Annotated in this window: 13 protein-coding genes; 4 read left to right on the top strand and 9 right to left on the bottom strand. The window is 48.9% G+C overall.

Going from position 1 to position 14278, the window contains the following annotated elements:
* Positions 1 to 52 precede the first annotated feature (52 nt).
* Positions 53 to 634 (bottom strand): electron transport complex subunit RsxA, encoded by a 582-nt coding sequence (rsxA, locus tag BTA35_RS00760; RefSeq protein WP_077242528.1) that lies wholly within the window; start codon positions 632 to 634, stop codon positions 53 to 55.
* Positions 635 to 917: 283 nt separating this feature from the next.
* Positions 918 to 2951, bottom strand: coding sequence for a methionine--tRNA ligase (gene metG / locus BTA35_RS00755; RefSeq protein WP_077242527.1), 2034 nt, complete (start codon positions 2949 to 2951; stop codon positions 918 to 920).
* Between the two features lie 381 nt (positions 2952 to 3332).
* Here metG and apbC point away from each other — a divergent pair, with 381 nt between their 5' ends.
* The gene (gene apbC / locus BTA35_RS00750) at positions 3333 to 4136 is read left to right on the top strand and encodes an iron-sulfur cluster carrier protein ApbC (protein WP_077242526.1); all 804 of its coding nucleotides are present in this window, start codon (positions 3333 to 3335) and stop codon (positions 4134 to 4136) included.
* Between the two features lie 130 nt (positions 4137 to 4266).
* Here the strand turns inward: apbC and BTA35_RS00745 are convergent, their stop codons facing one another.
* Entirely contained in the window at positions 4267 to 4881 is a 615-nt protein-coding gene (locus BTA35_RS00745; RefSeq protein ID WP_077242525.1) for a flavin reductase family protein, read from the bottom strand.
* A gap of 208 nt (positions 4882 to 5089) precedes the next feature.
* Between BTA35_RS00745 and dcd the strand changes: the two genes are divergently transcribed.
* Entirely contained in the window at positions 5090 to 5656 is a 567-nt protein-coding gene (dcd, locus tag BTA35_RS00740) for a dCTP deaminase (RefSeq protein ID WP_077242524.1), read from the top strand.
* 107 nt (positions 5657 to 5763) lie between these two features.
* On the opposite strand, the gene BTA35_RS00735 is transcribed toward dcd, so the two are convergent.
* The 4 genes from BTA35_RS00735 to purM all read right to left on the bottom strand — a co-directional run bounded on the left by BTA35_RS00735 (position 5764) and on the right by purM (position 9133).
* Positions 5764 to 6516 (bottom strand): substrate-binding periplasmic protein, encoded by a 753-nt coding sequence (locus BTA35_RS00735; RefSeq protein ID WP_077242523.1) that lies wholly within the window; start codon positions 6514 to 6516, stop codon positions 5764 to 5766.
* Between the two features lie 133 nt (positions 6517 to 6649).
* Complete coding sequence (locus tag BTA35_RS00730) at positions 6650 to 7375, bottom strand: DUF3108 domain-containing protein (RefSeq protein ID WP_077242522.1); 726 nt, start codon at positions 7373 to 7375, stop codon at positions 6650 to 6652.
* Positions 7376 to 7418: 43 nt separating this feature from the next.
* Positions 7419 to 8078 carry a phosphoribosylglycinamide formyltransferase gene (gene purN / locus BTA35_RS00725; protein WP_077242521.1) on the bottom strand — a complete coding sequence of 220 codons (660 nt, stop codon included), beginning with the start codon at positions 8076 to 8078 and terminating at the stop codon, positions 7419 to 7421.
* A complete protein-coding gene (gene purM / locus BTA35_RS00720) occupies positions 8078 to 9133 on the bottom strand; it encodes a phosphoribosylformylglycinamidine cyclo-ligase (protein WP_077242520.1) in 1056 nt (351 codons plus the stop codon). The genes purN and purM overlap by 1 nt, the downstream gene beginning before the upstream one ends.
* 251 nt (positions 9134 to 9384) lie before the next feature.
* On the opposite strand from purM, the gene BTA35_RS00715 reads away from it, so the two are divergent.
* On the top strand, positions 9385 to 10437 hold the full coding sequence (locus BTA35_RS00715) for a DUF2066 domain-containing protein (protein WP_077242519.1): 1053 nt from the start codon (positions 9385 to 9387) through the stop codon (positions 10435 to 10437).
* A gap of 111 nt (positions 10438 to 10548) precedes the next feature.
* On the top strand, positions 10549 to 11652 hold the full coding sequence (locus BTA35_RS00710; RefSeq protein ID WP_077242518.1) for an AI-2E family transporter: 1104 nt from the start codon (positions 10549 to 10551) through the stop codon (positions 11650 to 11652).
* A gap of 94 nt (positions 11653 to 11746) precedes the next feature.
* Here BTA35_RS00710 and BTA35_RS00705 read toward each other — a convergent pair whose 3' ends face one another.
* Both BTA35_RS00705 and BTA35_RS00700 read right to left on the bottom strand, forming a co-directional pair.
* Positions 11747 to 12514, bottom strand: coding sequence for a 3',5'-cyclic-nucleotide phosphodiesterase (locus BTA35_RS00705; protein WP_077242517.1), 768 nt, complete (start codon positions 12512 to 12514; stop codon positions 11747 to 11749).
* A gap of 31 nt (positions 12515 to 12545) precedes the next feature.
* Positions 12546 to 14195 carry an HD family phosphohydrolase gene (locus BTA35_RS00700; protein WP_077242516.1) on the bottom strand — a complete coding sequence of 550 codons (1650 nt, stop codon included), beginning with the start codon at positions 14193 to 14195 and terminating at the stop codon, positions 12546 to 12548.
* Positions 14196 to 14278 lie beyond the last annotated feature (83 nt).

Genomic DNA, 14278 nt, shown 5'->3' with positions numbered 1-14278 from the left:
TGGTGCGGTTTGAAAGCGTTTTATCGGGTCATGATGTTGGATTAAATAGCTTTTAAAGCTGAACCAGTCCACTAAAACCCAGGAAAGCCAGAGACATCAGGCCCGCGGTGACCATGGCAATTGATGACCCCTGAAACGGTGCAGGAACATCCGCTACGGCAATACGCTCGCGCATCGCTGCAAACAGAACCAAAACCAGAGAGAAGCCAACAGAGGCACCAAAACCATAGATTGTCGCTTCAACAAAACCGCTGTTGCGATTCAGGCTGAGAAGGGCGACACCTAATACAGCGCAGTTGGTGGTGATCAATGGCAGAAAGATGCCTAAAACCCGGTAGAGTAGAGGGCTGGTTTTACGCACCACCATCTCGGTGAACTGTACAACCACCGCGATCATCATAATAAAGGCGATGGTTTTAAGGTATTCGATACCCAGAGGCTCTAAAACAAAGTGATAAACCAGATAACTGCTGGAGGATGATAAGGTCAGTACAAAGGTGGTTGCCAGAGACATCCCCATGGCCGATTCCAGTTTGTTGGATACGCCCATAAAAGGACAAAGCCCCAGGAACTGAACCAGGACAAAGTTATTCACCAGAATGGTACTGATCAGAAGCAGAATGTATTCAGTCATTGCCTATCTTCGTCAAAGGTTTGGGGTTAAATCACAGGTAATATTATATGGTTTTTTACGCATATTACGCTGACACGAATCAGCCCCCAGGGTAAACGGACGGATCTTAGCTTAAAGCGGCACTATTATCTTTTTTTATGTTATTACCTACAAGAAAAAAGACAGAGTTTGTTAGAGGATTTAGTTATATGTAAATGATGCATATTCCCAATAGCAGATAAAAAAACAGAGGCCTATGCCCCTGTTTTTTATAATGTTTTATGAGTGGTAAGTCAGCAGGTCTTTATTTGACCCGCATGCCATTTTCTGCGCCTTTATCCGGGGTCAGCAGGAAAATATCTTCGCCACCGGGGCCTGCCGCCATCACCATGCCTTCGGACAGTCCGAAGCGCATTTTACGGGGCTTCAGGTTGGCCACCATGACCGTCTGGCGGCCGACCAGGTCTTCCGGGTTATAGGCAGACTTAATACCGGCAAAGACGTTGCGGGTTTCACCGCCCAGATCCAGGGTCAGCTGAATCAGTTTATCTGCACCTTTGACATGATCTGCTGCAATGATGGTTACGACACGCAGATCCAGTTTGGCAAAGTCGTCAAATTCGATTTCATCGCTGATCGGGTCTTCCGCCAGCGGGCCGGTGGGTTGCTCTTTTAATTTCTGCTCCTCGGCCAGCACCTCTTTGGAGGCTTCTATCATGGCGTCAATCCGGTCGCTTTCCACACGGGTCATCAGAGGCTTGAATTTGTTGATCTCGTGGCCCAGCAGAAGCTGTTCCCGTGCATCCCAATTCAGATTCTCAATGTTCAGGAAGGTTGCAGCCTGTTGACTCATTACCGGCAGCACCGGTGCCAGATAGGTGATCAGTTGGCGGAACAGGTTAATACCAACAGAGCAGATATCCAGTACTTCCTGCTCTTTGCCCTCTTCTTTTGCCAGAGACCAGGGTGCTTTCTCAGCGATATATGCGTTAGCTGTATCTGCCAGTTCCATGATCAGACGAATAGCACGGCCAAAATCACGATTTTCGTAGTGTTCAGCGATCTGATGGCCTATTGCTACCGCATCATCCAGCATCGCCTGTTCTGCACAGGTCTCGGATAGTTTGCCACCGGACTTCTTCACGAAGCCTGCACAGCGGCTGGCGATATTGACAACTTTACCGATCAGGTCGGAGTTTACGCGAGCGGTAAAATCTTCAAAGTTCAGATCAAGGTCTTCAGGGCGGCTGGTTAGCTTGGCGGCAAAGTAGTAACGCAGGTATTCCGGGTTAAGGAACTCTGCGAAGGTTTGCGCCTTAATAAAGGTGCCGCGGGATTTGGACATCTTCTGACCGTTAACCGTTAAGAAGCCGTGGGCATTAACCGCTGTCGGTTTTCGGAAATCCGCACCTTCGAGCATGGCGGGCCAGAACAGAGCATGGAAGTTGATAATGTCTTTACCGATAAAGTGGTATAGCTCAGCATCGGAATCTTTGTTCCAGTAGTCATCAAACTCCAGGTCGTCACGGCGGGCGCACAGGTTCTTGAAGCTCGCCATGTAGCCGATCGGTGCGTCCAGCCAAACGTAGAAGTACTTGCCCGGTGCATCGGGAATCTCAAAGCCGAAGTAAGGTGCATCCCGACTGATATCCCATTCATGCAGACCCGCTTCTAACCACTCTTTCAGTTTATTGGCGATCTGTTCATGCAGTGTCCCACTCTGGGTCCACTCGGTCAGCATCTCCTGGAAATCCTGCAGCTTGAAGAAGTAGTGCTCGGAGTCTTTTTCAACCGGTGTTGCTCCGGAGATGGCCGACTTAGGATTGATCAGTTCGGCCGGTGTATAGGTCGCACCGCAGGCTTCGCAGTTATCACCGTACTGATCCTCTGCTTTACACTTCGGGCAGGTTCCCTTGATAAAGCGATCCGCCAGGAATAAACCTTTATCCGGGTCAAACATCTGGGTAATGCTACGGGTAGCGATATGGCCGGCATCACGCAGGCGTTTGTAGATAAGCTCAGAGAACTCTCGGTTCTCTTCGGAATGGGTCGAGTAGTAGTTGTCAAAGTTCACCAGAAAACGGTCGAAATCCGCACGATGTTCTTCATTAACCTTATCGATCAGCTGCTGAGAGGTGATGCCTTCCTGCTCAGCGCGAAGCATGATGGCGGTACCATGCGCGTCATCGGCACAAACGTAGGAGCACTGGTGGCCACGTTGTTTCTGAAAACGAACCCAGATATCAGTCTGGATATATTCCAGCAGGTGTCCCAGGTGAATGGAGCCGTTGGCATAAGGGAGTGCGCTGGTCACTAGGATTTTACGAGCTGATGACATGGTGTCTCTTTACGCTTCTGAGTTGAACGGATTGGGCTGCTTCTGTGTTTCTGTTTCATTGCGACTGATACCTGAAAAGTTCAGGCTCAGCCCCGTTGAGCAACCGGTGAAAAAAGTAATCCGCTAACTATAGCGACTGAGCGGATTTTTTTCATCTCTGTATTGCCTTTTGAGACCGAAAATCAGGTGAACTGTTTTTCATTATATAAAATAGGGTTTATTAACCGAGTTCTTTACTGGGTTATTGCCTGTGGTAAGCTAGCCTGAATTTCAGAACGAAGTTCTAACGCCTTGTTTTTTGGCAAGGGTTTGCGATTTTGAGCCTGAGCGCCATGTCGTTGCTTCAGGCATATTCATATAGAGATTCAGACAGAGGTCGTTATGCTGGAAGATGTAAAAAAAGTTGTTGCGGTGGCGTCCGGTAAGGGCGGCGTTGGTAAGTCAACGGTTACCGCTAATCTGGCTCTGGCCGTGGCCGCTAAAGGCTTTAAAGTTGGGCTTTTGGATGCGGATGTTTATGGTCCGAGCCAAGCTTTGATGCTGGGTGTGGCTGATGGTGTACGCCCTCAGACGACCCATGGTAATAACTTTGGCCCCATTGAAGCCCAGGGTCTTTACACTATGTCGATGGCGTACCTGGTTACCGAGAAGACACCTATGGTTTGGCGTGGACCTATGGTCAGTGGTGCATTTCAACAGATGCTGACTCAGACGGACTGGCCTGAGCTGGATTACCTGTTTATCGATATGCCGCCGGGTACCGGTGACATTCAGCTGACACTGGCGCAAAAGGTGCAAGTCAGTGGCGCGGTTATTGTGACGACGCCTCAGGATATTGCCCTGCTGGATGCTAAAAAAGGGATCGAGATGTTCCGTAAGGTGAAGATTCCGGTACTCGGTGTGGTGGAGAATATGAGTCTGCACACCTGTAGTGAATGCGGTCACACTGAGCCGGTCTTTGGTGAGGGTGGTGGTGATCGTATTGCTAAAGAGTACGATACGGTTCTTTTAGGGCAGCTGCCGCTAACATCGACCATTCGTGAACAGGCTGATAGTGGTAAGCCGTCGGTTGTTGCTGAGCCTGAAGGTCAGATTGCTGGCTTTTTCTCTGAGATTGCCGACAATGTCATCGCTCAGTTGGCAGAGACGGAGCAGGACGTACCAACTATTACCTTTGGTGACTGACCTCATCCGCTAAGGCTCTGAGTCTTAATGGGACAAAAAGAGAAACGGGGTAGCTGAAGTCAATTCAGCTGCCCCGTTTTTTTATTTGTTGTTTATGGCAAGGCGCTTTAACAGCTGTGCTGTTCGCTTTTTAAGCCGGACGATTCAGTTTAAAGACTTCCCCGAAGCTTGCGTATTCACCGCCGCCCAGTCTTGCCAAGGGCTGCATTTTGGCCGCGTCCACCCTGGTACGGCCTTTTTCATCCTGCTCTACCAGGTCATCCCGTACATACAGGGCTTTGATCTCACAGTAGAAGATCGCCTGTTTGTTGGGGCCGACTTCGTGCAGGTCGGTCAGTTCTGCCAGCATGGCGACCGGAGCCTTCTCAAGGCGTGGCAGATCCCAGCCCGGTTCATTCACCAGTGGATGCTGGATTTTATAAAGTTCAGAATCACCATAGTCCAGTGTGCGGGCGGTTTCGGTAACGTCTTCTGCCTGATCCACAGAGGGGATATGGATCACCAGTTGTTTGTTCTGGCCGAGATTGTATCGGGTATCTTTTGGTGTTCCATCCGGTTTTTTTCCTGCGGAGAACATCACCAGTGGTGGGTTGCTGCAGATGGCATTAAAGAAAGAGAAAGGTGCCAGATTGTAACCGGAGGTTTCATTGGCGGTCAGTACCCAGGCAACGGGACGTGGAATAATAGTTTGAGTCATCAGGTGGTAGGCCTGGTTAGGGCTTAACGTGTCGAAATCGATATACATGGCAGATCCTTGGTGTCGCATTGAACGTGGGTATTTAAACCGGACTTTTTCTTTCTGCTGGGCTACGGCAGTTTGCACTCTGTGTGCTCTGACCGCTAGAGTACAGATTATTATCCTGATATAGGTTGTCTGATAAACGGTGCTTTTGCATTGCGAATCAACCCTGTATCATTTAATTGCTTTTTTAAATCTAACACGTAGGAAATTTATGGCCATTAAGTCTGATAAGTGGATTCGCCGCATGGCGGAGTCTGACGCTATGATTGAGCCGTTTGAGTCTGAGCAGGTACGTTACGTTGATGGTCAGCGTGTGATCTCCTTCGGTACATCCAGCTATGGTTATGATGTCCGTTGTGCTAATGAGTTTAAGGTGTTTACGAATATCCACTCGGCAACGGTTGACCCGAAAAATTTCGATGAGAACAGCTTTGTCGATATCAAAAGTGATGTATGTATTATTCCACCGAACTCCTTCGCGTTAGCGCGGACGGTTGAGTATTTTCGGATTCCCCGGAATGTACTAACGGTTTGTCTGGGCAAGTCAACCTATGCCCGCTGCGGCATTATTGTAAATGTGACGCCGCTTGAACCTGAGTGGGAGGGGCATGTGACGCTGGAGTTTTCCAATACGACGAATCTTCCTGCAAAGATCTATGCTAATGAAGGCGTTGCTCAGATGCTGTTTTTTGAGTCTGATGAGGTTTGTGAGACTTCATATAAGGACCGTGGAGGCAAGTATCAGGGGCAAACAGGGGTTACACTGCCAAAGACCTGATGGCATTTTTGCACGATATGAAAGCATCCGGATTGGGTGCTTTTTTTTTGGCTCTTTTTTGAGGTTTATCTGTTGTTCCAGCGGAGGTTTATAGCGCTCACCGGGTTTTATTCTGAGCTCTGGTAATACTTCTGCTGCATGGCATCCCTGAAACCGTTTGCGAGAACCTGCTGTATAGCTTCAGAGAAGCTCTGACTGTTTTTATTCCAGTCGCTTTTTTTGGATAAGCCAATATACAGAGGGGTATTGCTCTCTGGGTTAAAGGGGGCTTTGACCAGTTGCTGATACCAGCTGCTGCGGGCAAGCTCAAAGTCTGCCTGGCAGTCCGTGCCTATATAGCTGTCAATTCTGCCTGATGCTAAGAGCGGTAAAAGTACGCTTTCCTGGGTCAGCTGAGTTTTCTGTAGTGTGTTGTTTTGGTCAAACTCGGTGTAGTAGGCGGAGCCCCTGACCATGCCAATATTGAGATGGTTTAGTTGTTCACGGTTCTGCAGGCGCTTTTCTTCACCACGGCGGACATAGAAGCGGGTTGAGCAGCCAAAGTAAGCTGGCTTGATGTAATGAATGTACTCCCCCCGCTCCTGTTGCCATGCGAGTCCGCTCATGGCATCAATATCGCCGGTTTTCATCAGGTCAAGACAGCGTTTCCAGGGGCAGTGGACATACTGTATCTTAATACTCAGCTTTTTACTGAGTTGCTGCCAGAGGTCGTTATCAATACCGGTTACCTGGTGTTCTTTGATATGGCGAAAGGGCGGCCAGTTGTCTGTACCTATCCTGAGTGTTTGTGCTGCGGCCTTAGTGGCGCTACTGATCAGTAATGCCAGTAAGAGAGTATGTAGTAGGTGCCGGATCGTCATCAGTGTCTTCCAGTGTCTGGCCGGAGCCCTGTCTTGAACTGGGTCATTTCCGTATAGTTGTTATTATTTGACGTATAAGAAGATGTCATCATTATAGTCAAGCGTCAGCTTAGGCATGGAAATTAAAAGTGGATCAAAAACCTTTTACTTTCTTGCCGGCAAGGCTGGCTTTCACCAGTATGACGGGCTCTTCTTTATCCTTTCGGCGTACAGGCTCAATTCTGATAAGCAGGTTATCCCAGTCTTTAGCCAGCCAGACCAGATGTTCAACATCCATTTTTGAGTGTCGCAGGCTTTCCAGTTTGATCGTGTTGAGCTTGCCCATCGGTGTTTGCAGTATCTCTTCGCCAACAACCCGAAAGGTGAAGTACTTTATTTTGCCGCCATCGGCCACCGGATACTGAAACTGTTTTTGTTCTGGGTTCTCCAGTAAGTTGTAGCGAAGTTTAAGCTGGTAACTTAGCAGATCCTGGGTGCCTGCTGGTATATCCATTTTCCAGGGTTTGTTGTCGATATCGTTGGTCACCCGGTGCTGATCCCAGTGGAAAATGACCTGCTGTTCCTTGCTCTTACCGAAAACACGCTGATAGCGGCGATAAAGCAGAGGTTTGAATTCAGTATCTGGGTCGAGAAGGAAGGTGCTGGTTTGCTGAATGCGTGCGAACCAGTTCTGAGCACGAAAATCGAGTACCCATTCGCCGTTGCTGTTTTGAGACAGAATGCGTTCAGCTTCAACATCGATGTTGAAACCGAGTTTATAGGTGGTTTTATATGTAGCCTGATAAGGCGTCAGAGGAGGAAGCGCGAAGCTGGGAACTGCCAATAGCCCTAGGGTTAAAAGTAGTGTCCATTTCAGCATTGCACGCCTCCTTTTTGGATCAGGTGCTCAATTAAGGCAGGGCTTACTCTTCGGAGGGCTCTGCGTGCAGACGGGGAACCCTGCCTTCCAGGGATACACCGTCCATATGAGGAATACCGTTTTCCAGTTGAACACGACCTTCCATAAACCACTTCACTGCGATCGGGAAGATTTTATGTTCCTGGGTCAGCACCCGTTTAGCCAGTGCTTCCGGTGTGTCGCTCTCTTTCACCGGTACCGATGCCTGAATAAAGACAGGGCCTCCATCCAGCTCTTCTGTCACAAAGTGCACGCTGGCGCCATGCTCTTTATCACCGGCTTCAATGGCTCGCTTGTGTGTGTGCAACCCCTGATATTTAGGCAATAGAGACGGATGAATGTTGATCATCCTGCCGCTATACCGGCGGACAAAGTCAGGTGTTAGGATGCGCATGAAGCCTGCCAGAATTACCAGATCAGGTTCAAAGTCGTCAATTTTACGGATCAGATTAAGATCGAAAATTTCACGACTTTTGAACTCGGTATGATCCAGTACTTCGGTATGAATGCCCGCTGCCTGAGCACGCTCAAGTCCGAAAGCATCGGGGCGATTGCTGATGACGGCACTGATATGGCCGGAGATCTCTCCGGCATCAACGGTATCAATAATCGCCTGCATATTACTGCCACTACCTGAGATCAGAATAACGATTGAACCGGACATTACTTGTTCAGGCCCTGCAGTTCTACCTGTTCTTCGTCGGCAGATGCTTCAGCAATATGACCTATCTGCCATGCTTGTTCGCCTTCAGCATTTAACAGGTCTATCGCTTGCTGAGCTTTGTCCTGATCAACCACAATGATCATGCCTACGCCACAGTTCAGGGTACGATACATCTCATATTCGTCTACATTGCCACCGCGCTGTAACCAGTTAAAGACCTCAGGGCGTTGCCAGCTGTTCAGGTCAACAACGGCTTTTGCATTTTCAGGCAGTACACGAGGCAGGTTTTCCTGCAGGCCGCCACCTGTGATGTGGGAGATGGCGTGAACCGGTAGTTCAGAGATAAGTTTCAGAACCGGTTTAACGTAGATGCGTGTTGGTGCCATCAGTGCATCTGCCAGAGGTTGACCGTCGACAATTTCGTTCAGGTCGGCATGGGTTACTTCGATGATTTTTCGGATCAGAGAGTAGCCATTGGAGTGCGGGCCGCTGGATGCCAGACCGATCAGTGCCTGACCTGTTTTTACATTCGAGCCGTCAATCACTTCGCTCTTTTCAGCAACACCGACACAGAAGCCTGCGAGATCGTAATCTTCGCCTTCATATATGCCCGGCATTTCAGCCGTTTCACCGCCTACCAGGGCTGCGTTGGACTGCAGGCAGCCTTCGCCGATGCCGTGTACTACGTCTGCTGCGATATCAACATTCAATTTGCCGGTGGCGTAGTAGTCCAGGAAAAACAGAGGTTCCGCACCACACACAATCAGATCGTTTACACACATAGCCACCAGATCGATACCGATGGTGTCGTGTTTTTTCAGATCCATCGCCAGGCGCAGTTTGGTGCCTACGCCATCAGTGCCGGATACCAGAACCGGCTCGCGGTAACGGGTGGGCAGTTCGCACAGTGCGCCAAAGCCACCAAGGCCCCCCAGAACTTCCGGGCGGCGGGTTTTTTTGGCTGTGCCTTTAATGCGCTCAACCAGTGCGTTGCCGGCGTCGATATCAACGCCCGCGTCTTTGTAACTAATCGATTTTTGCGTGTCGGTGCTCATGAGGGATCCTGTGGAATCGCAATAGGATAATCAGCGCGGGATTGTACCCTACCTCATCGCAGGGGTCACTCGCTTTGGTGGCGAGTTACCGCTTTTAGGTGATCATATTTCACCCCTTTTGCATAAGGTTGTTTCTGTTATTCATTTGCAGGATCGTATACAGGCTGATTCTTTTATTGCTGCGGGCTGTGCTGGTTAAGCGCATCAGGTAGAATGTGCTCAATCGGTAATGCCAAGGTAATGAGGTTGACATGTTTAAGGGTTTAATTCGCAGCTTGGTGGCTGTGTGGTTGGGAGTTTTTGTCTCGCTTCCGGCAATGGCTGTCCAGGTTGACGGGCTGTTTAAAAGTGAACGCCTTGTGCCAGACCAGTCTGCTGAGCAGCGATCTGCTGCTGTAAAGGACGGATTGGAAGAAGTGTTGGTTCGGGTGTCAGGCCATAGGGAGACGCTACAGCATAAGTCGGTGCAGGCGTTGTTGCAGCAGGCTGAAAGCTATCTTGCACAGTTTTCTTATAAGGTAAACGCCCAGTCAAAACAGCAGCCTTATCGCTTGAATATGCAGTTTGATGGCCCATCCCTGATTAAGGCTCTGAGTAATGCGCAGCTATCTGTATGGGGGGGGAATCGCCCAAGTGTGCTGACCTGGCTGGCGATTCAGGGTCCTAATGGCCGCTTTATTGTTAATAGTGAAAATAATCCTCTGTTAGCTGAGGTGTTTGAGGCTGAGGCTAAGCGAAGAGGTGTTCCTCTGGTCCTGCCGTTGCTGGATCTGGAGGATGAGCGCCTGGTCAGTGTGAGTGATATTTGGGGGCAGTTCAGTGATCGTATCAGTGCTGCTTCAGTGCGTTATGCACCCGATGCGGTTTATAGTGGTCGTTTTTATCGCTCATCTTCCGGTTGGAATGCCCATTGGCAGTTGCAGGTCGGCAGTCAGCGTCAGGTTATCAGGCTGCAGGCCGACCAGGTAAGGGAGTTGTTTGCTAAATCTGCAGATGCACTGGCTGAAGTTCTGGCTGAGAAATATGCGGTTATTGTCAGCGGTGCCAGCTCCGGGGATTATGCGTTTAAGGTTGTCGGGCTTAAGTCTGTCGCTGATTATGCAAAGTTGAATCACTACCTAAATAGCTTGCAGGTGGTGGGACGGGTGGAAGTTGCCCGTGTTGATGAAACAAGTGTCGCCTACCGGGTAGCTCTGAAGGGGGCTGTTAGTCAGTTTTTATCTGTTCTGGCATTAGACTCTTACCTGGAGCCTGATCACTCGGGGTTTGAGGGAGTGGAGCAGAGCTTCTTCTGGCGACCTTGACACCCTGCATCTGTTGAAAAATAGGACAGGCCTGCTTCGGGCTGTGACATGATAAGGCTGATGTAATACATCGGCCTTTTTTCGATTTTGAGTAATCTTAAGGAGAATGTGATGGGAAGTGTACAGCAGCGCATCATTGTAGTTGCTTTGATTGCAGCGTTTGTTCTTTTATATCTGCTCCAGCCTATTCTGATGCCGTTTTTGACCGGTATGTTGCTGGCCTATATGGGTGACCCCTTCGCTGACTGGTTGGAAGAGCGGGGTTTGACCCGTCGCATCTCAGTTGTCCTCGTGTTTCTATCGCTTTCGTTTATGTTTGTATTGTTTTTACTGTTTCTGATTCCACTTCTGGGTAAACAGTTGTCACTGATTCAGGAGTTTATTCCAGTCGCCGTACATTGGCTTAAATCAACGGCGATGCCCCTGCTGGAACAATATACTGGTGTTGAGGAGAATGCCTTTGAGTTGGATGCTATTCAAAAAGCGATTACTGGGCATTTAAGTCAGGCGGGGTCGCTGGCTGGGGCTATTATTAAAGAAGTAGGGCAGTCAGGTATGGCGCTGATTGGTGCCGTGATTAATATCGGTCTGATACCTGTGGTAACTTTTTATCTTCTGCTGGACTGGGATCGTCTGAAGCTTAAAGTGCTCAGTCTTTTTCCTCGACGCTATCAGGCTAAAACGGAGGCTTTGGCACTGGAGTGTGATGAGGTTCTGGGGTCTTTTATCAAAGGGCAGCTTCTGGTGATGCTGTGTCTGAGTGTTATCTATGCGACAGGCTTGTGGTTGGTGGGGCTTAAATTGGCGCTTCTGGTTGGTCTTGTTGCCGGGCTTGCCAGTATTGTCCCTTACCTTGGAGCTATTATTGGTATAGGCGCAGGCCTGTTAGCAGGTTGGTTTCAGTTTGGTGACTGGCTGCCACTGGTATGGATTGCGCTTGTTTTCGGTGTGGGTCAACTACTGGAGAGTTTTGCGCTGACACCTTTGTTAGTGGGCGATAAAATTGGCTTGCATCCTGTGACTGTGATTTTTGCCATTATGGCAGGTGGTCAATTAGCTGGTTTTGTTGGTGTTCTGATCGCTTTGCCTGTGGCTGCGGTTGTGATGGTACTGTTGCGTCATTTACACGACTACTATAAAGACAATGATGAGCCGAATACGGCGTATCTTTCCGGGCGCCCGGAGAGTGATGAATCGATGGATACCGATCAATAATCGCTTGCTTGCAGAGAAGAAAAAGGCAAAAAACGGTTTCAGCTGGGTCTGAAACCGTTTTTTTATCTATTCTTTCTATCGGTATGTGGCCTGGTCAGAGCTGAATACTGTCGCCGCTTTTAATGCAGGTGACATCATACTCTTTCAGATGATTATGAAGGCCTTCTGCGATTTCAGTTTCAAGACCGGGTTTCAGGTGTGAGATCAATAAATGAGGGGTGTGCTTAAGTTTCTTCAGGTCGTCCGCCAGCCTGGCCGGGGTGTAGTGCAGAGCCAGCTTGCTAAGGTCTTCCATGCTATCTGGGTAGCCGGACTCAATCATGAGCGCATCAAGAGATGATAGCTTATTCAGGGCTTGCCAAAGGCTGTCATTGGTTGCCGTGTCTCCGCTGAACGCAAAGTTCTTACCCTCTTCGTTCTGTACGCAAAAGCCAACCCCCGGAACAACATGCTCAACGGGAATGGATGTGATTTTCCGCTCGCCAATCTGGATGCTGGTATGGGGAAGCATTTCATTGAACTGCATTACCGGTTTTTCTTTACTGGGGAGCTCTGAAAAGTCAGGCCAGATCGTCCAGTTAAAAATATGGTCCTTGAGTGCTTTTATCGTTTCAGGTAAGCCGTAGACCTGAATAGGGGTCTTAATCTGGCTGAAAATGCTATCCACCAGAAATGGAAGGAACGCAATGTGGTCCAGGTGAGAGTGGGAGATAAAGATGTGACGGATTTTGGACATTTGCTGAAGTTCCAGGTCACCAACACCGCTACCCGCATCTAAAAGGATATCGTCATCAATCAGAATTGATGTTGTTCGGTTGCCGGGGCCTATGCCACCGCTGCAGCCTAAAATTGAAATCCACATCTCGTACTTATCCTTAACTTGCTAATTATTGTCAGAGCGATGTGTCAGTTGTGATCCCTGGCAGCTTGGTCACATCGATCTCATCTATCTGGTCAGTTTTCAGAAATTTCTCTGCATATTTCAGATAGACTTCTGATTCCACAAATAATCGGAAAATATCCGGATCAAGGTGGTTGTCCTCAACCATGCGGCCCATGATATTCAGAGTCTGGGACAGCGGCATCGCTTTTTTATATGGTCGGTCGGAAGATGTTAAGGCTTCAAAAACATCAGCAACAGCCATGATTCTTGCCGGAATAGACATCTGGTTGCGGGTCAGCCCCCTGGGGTAGCCTTTACCGTCCATGCGCTCATGATGCCCACCTGCATACTCCGGAACATTTTTCAGATGCTTCGGAAATGGCAGCTGCTCCAGCATGCGAATGGTCAGGGACATATGATTGTTTATGGTTTCCCGCTCTTCAGCCGTTATGGTTCCCCTGCGGATGGTCAGGTTGTAGCGCTCATTGTCTGTGATCAGTTGTTTTGGGGTGCCTTCCATGTCTGTCCAGCTAATCTGGGACAGGTTGTCAATGTGACTGATCTGATCATCGGTCATGAATTCACCGCCTGTGTTACATTTTTTAACATAACTCAGGTCTTCCGCAAGAGACTTAGCTAGAGTCTCATAATTGTTGATGATGGAAGTGTGATCGGTGTCTCCTTTTTCCAATGCAGTGATGCGTTGTTTCAGCATGGCAATTTCATGGTCGCGACGCAGAATCTCGAATCTTGCTGCTACAAGCTCTATACGATCATGAATGGTTTCCAGTTTTGTTGCCTTTTCAACAACGTGTACTGGTGTTGTGATCTTTCCGCAATCGTGCAGCCATGAGGCAACTTTGAGCTCATAGCGGTCGGAAGCATCCATGGTAAAGTTGCTGAAATATGTATCACCACTTCTGTGGGCGGCCTCAGCAATCATCATGGTGGCTTCAGGAACCCGGCGGCAATGGTTGCCGGTGTGCGGAGACTTTTCATCAATTGCGGTTGCAATCAGTTTGATAAAGGCATCAAAAAGATTCTGCATCTCATCAATCAGGCCCTTATTGGTCAGCGCCACGGCGGCCTGAGAAGCGAGGGATTCTGCCAGCTTCTGGTCCTGTAGTGAGAAGGGGATAACGTCACCGCTCTTTTCGTCAACTTTATTGAGCAGTTGAAGAACCGCCATGATGTCGTTCTCATGGTTGGTCATCGGGATGGTCAGGAAAGATTTTGATCGGTAGCCGGTGCTTTCATCGAATTTTCGGGTGCCGCTGAAATCAAAGTGCGTCACCGTATAGGCGTCTTCGATATTGATAATCTCTTTATGCAGTGCAGCATAAGCAGCAATCATCTGTTCGTTGGCAGTGCCATCGTCAAGATAAAGAGGTAGTGGCCGGAAGTTATCACTGATAGGCGCACCCGTCTTCCCGCCAAGCTTTATTCCCAGCGAGTCTGTCCGGACGATGCAGAACTCCAGCGCTTTAAGCTGATTGTTGTACAGATACAGTGTTCCACCATCAGCACCCGTCAGCATCTTTGCATTGATAAGGATGCGCTCGAGCAAACTATCCATATCTTTTTCGGCCGAGAGCGCAATACCTATCTCGTTCAATGTATCCAGGATTGAGAGATTGGTTTCGTGACTCTTTGTTTGCATATTCTTCGCCTTATCAGGAGGGTTTTGCCATCGATAGAGCCCTCTTGCTGTAAAGCCCATGGTATCAGTTTTTTATATAAGCG

Origin of the sequence: Oceanospirillum linum, from assembly GCF_001995095.2 — a bacterium.
In the GTDB taxonomy this organism is placed as follows: domain Bacteria; phylum Pseudomonadota; class Gammaproteobacteria; order Pseudomonadales; family Halomonadaceae; genus Oceanospirillum; species Oceanospirillum linum.
Note: the sequence above shows the minus strand (reverse complement) of the source record. Positions and strands in the feature narration are given on the sequence as shown.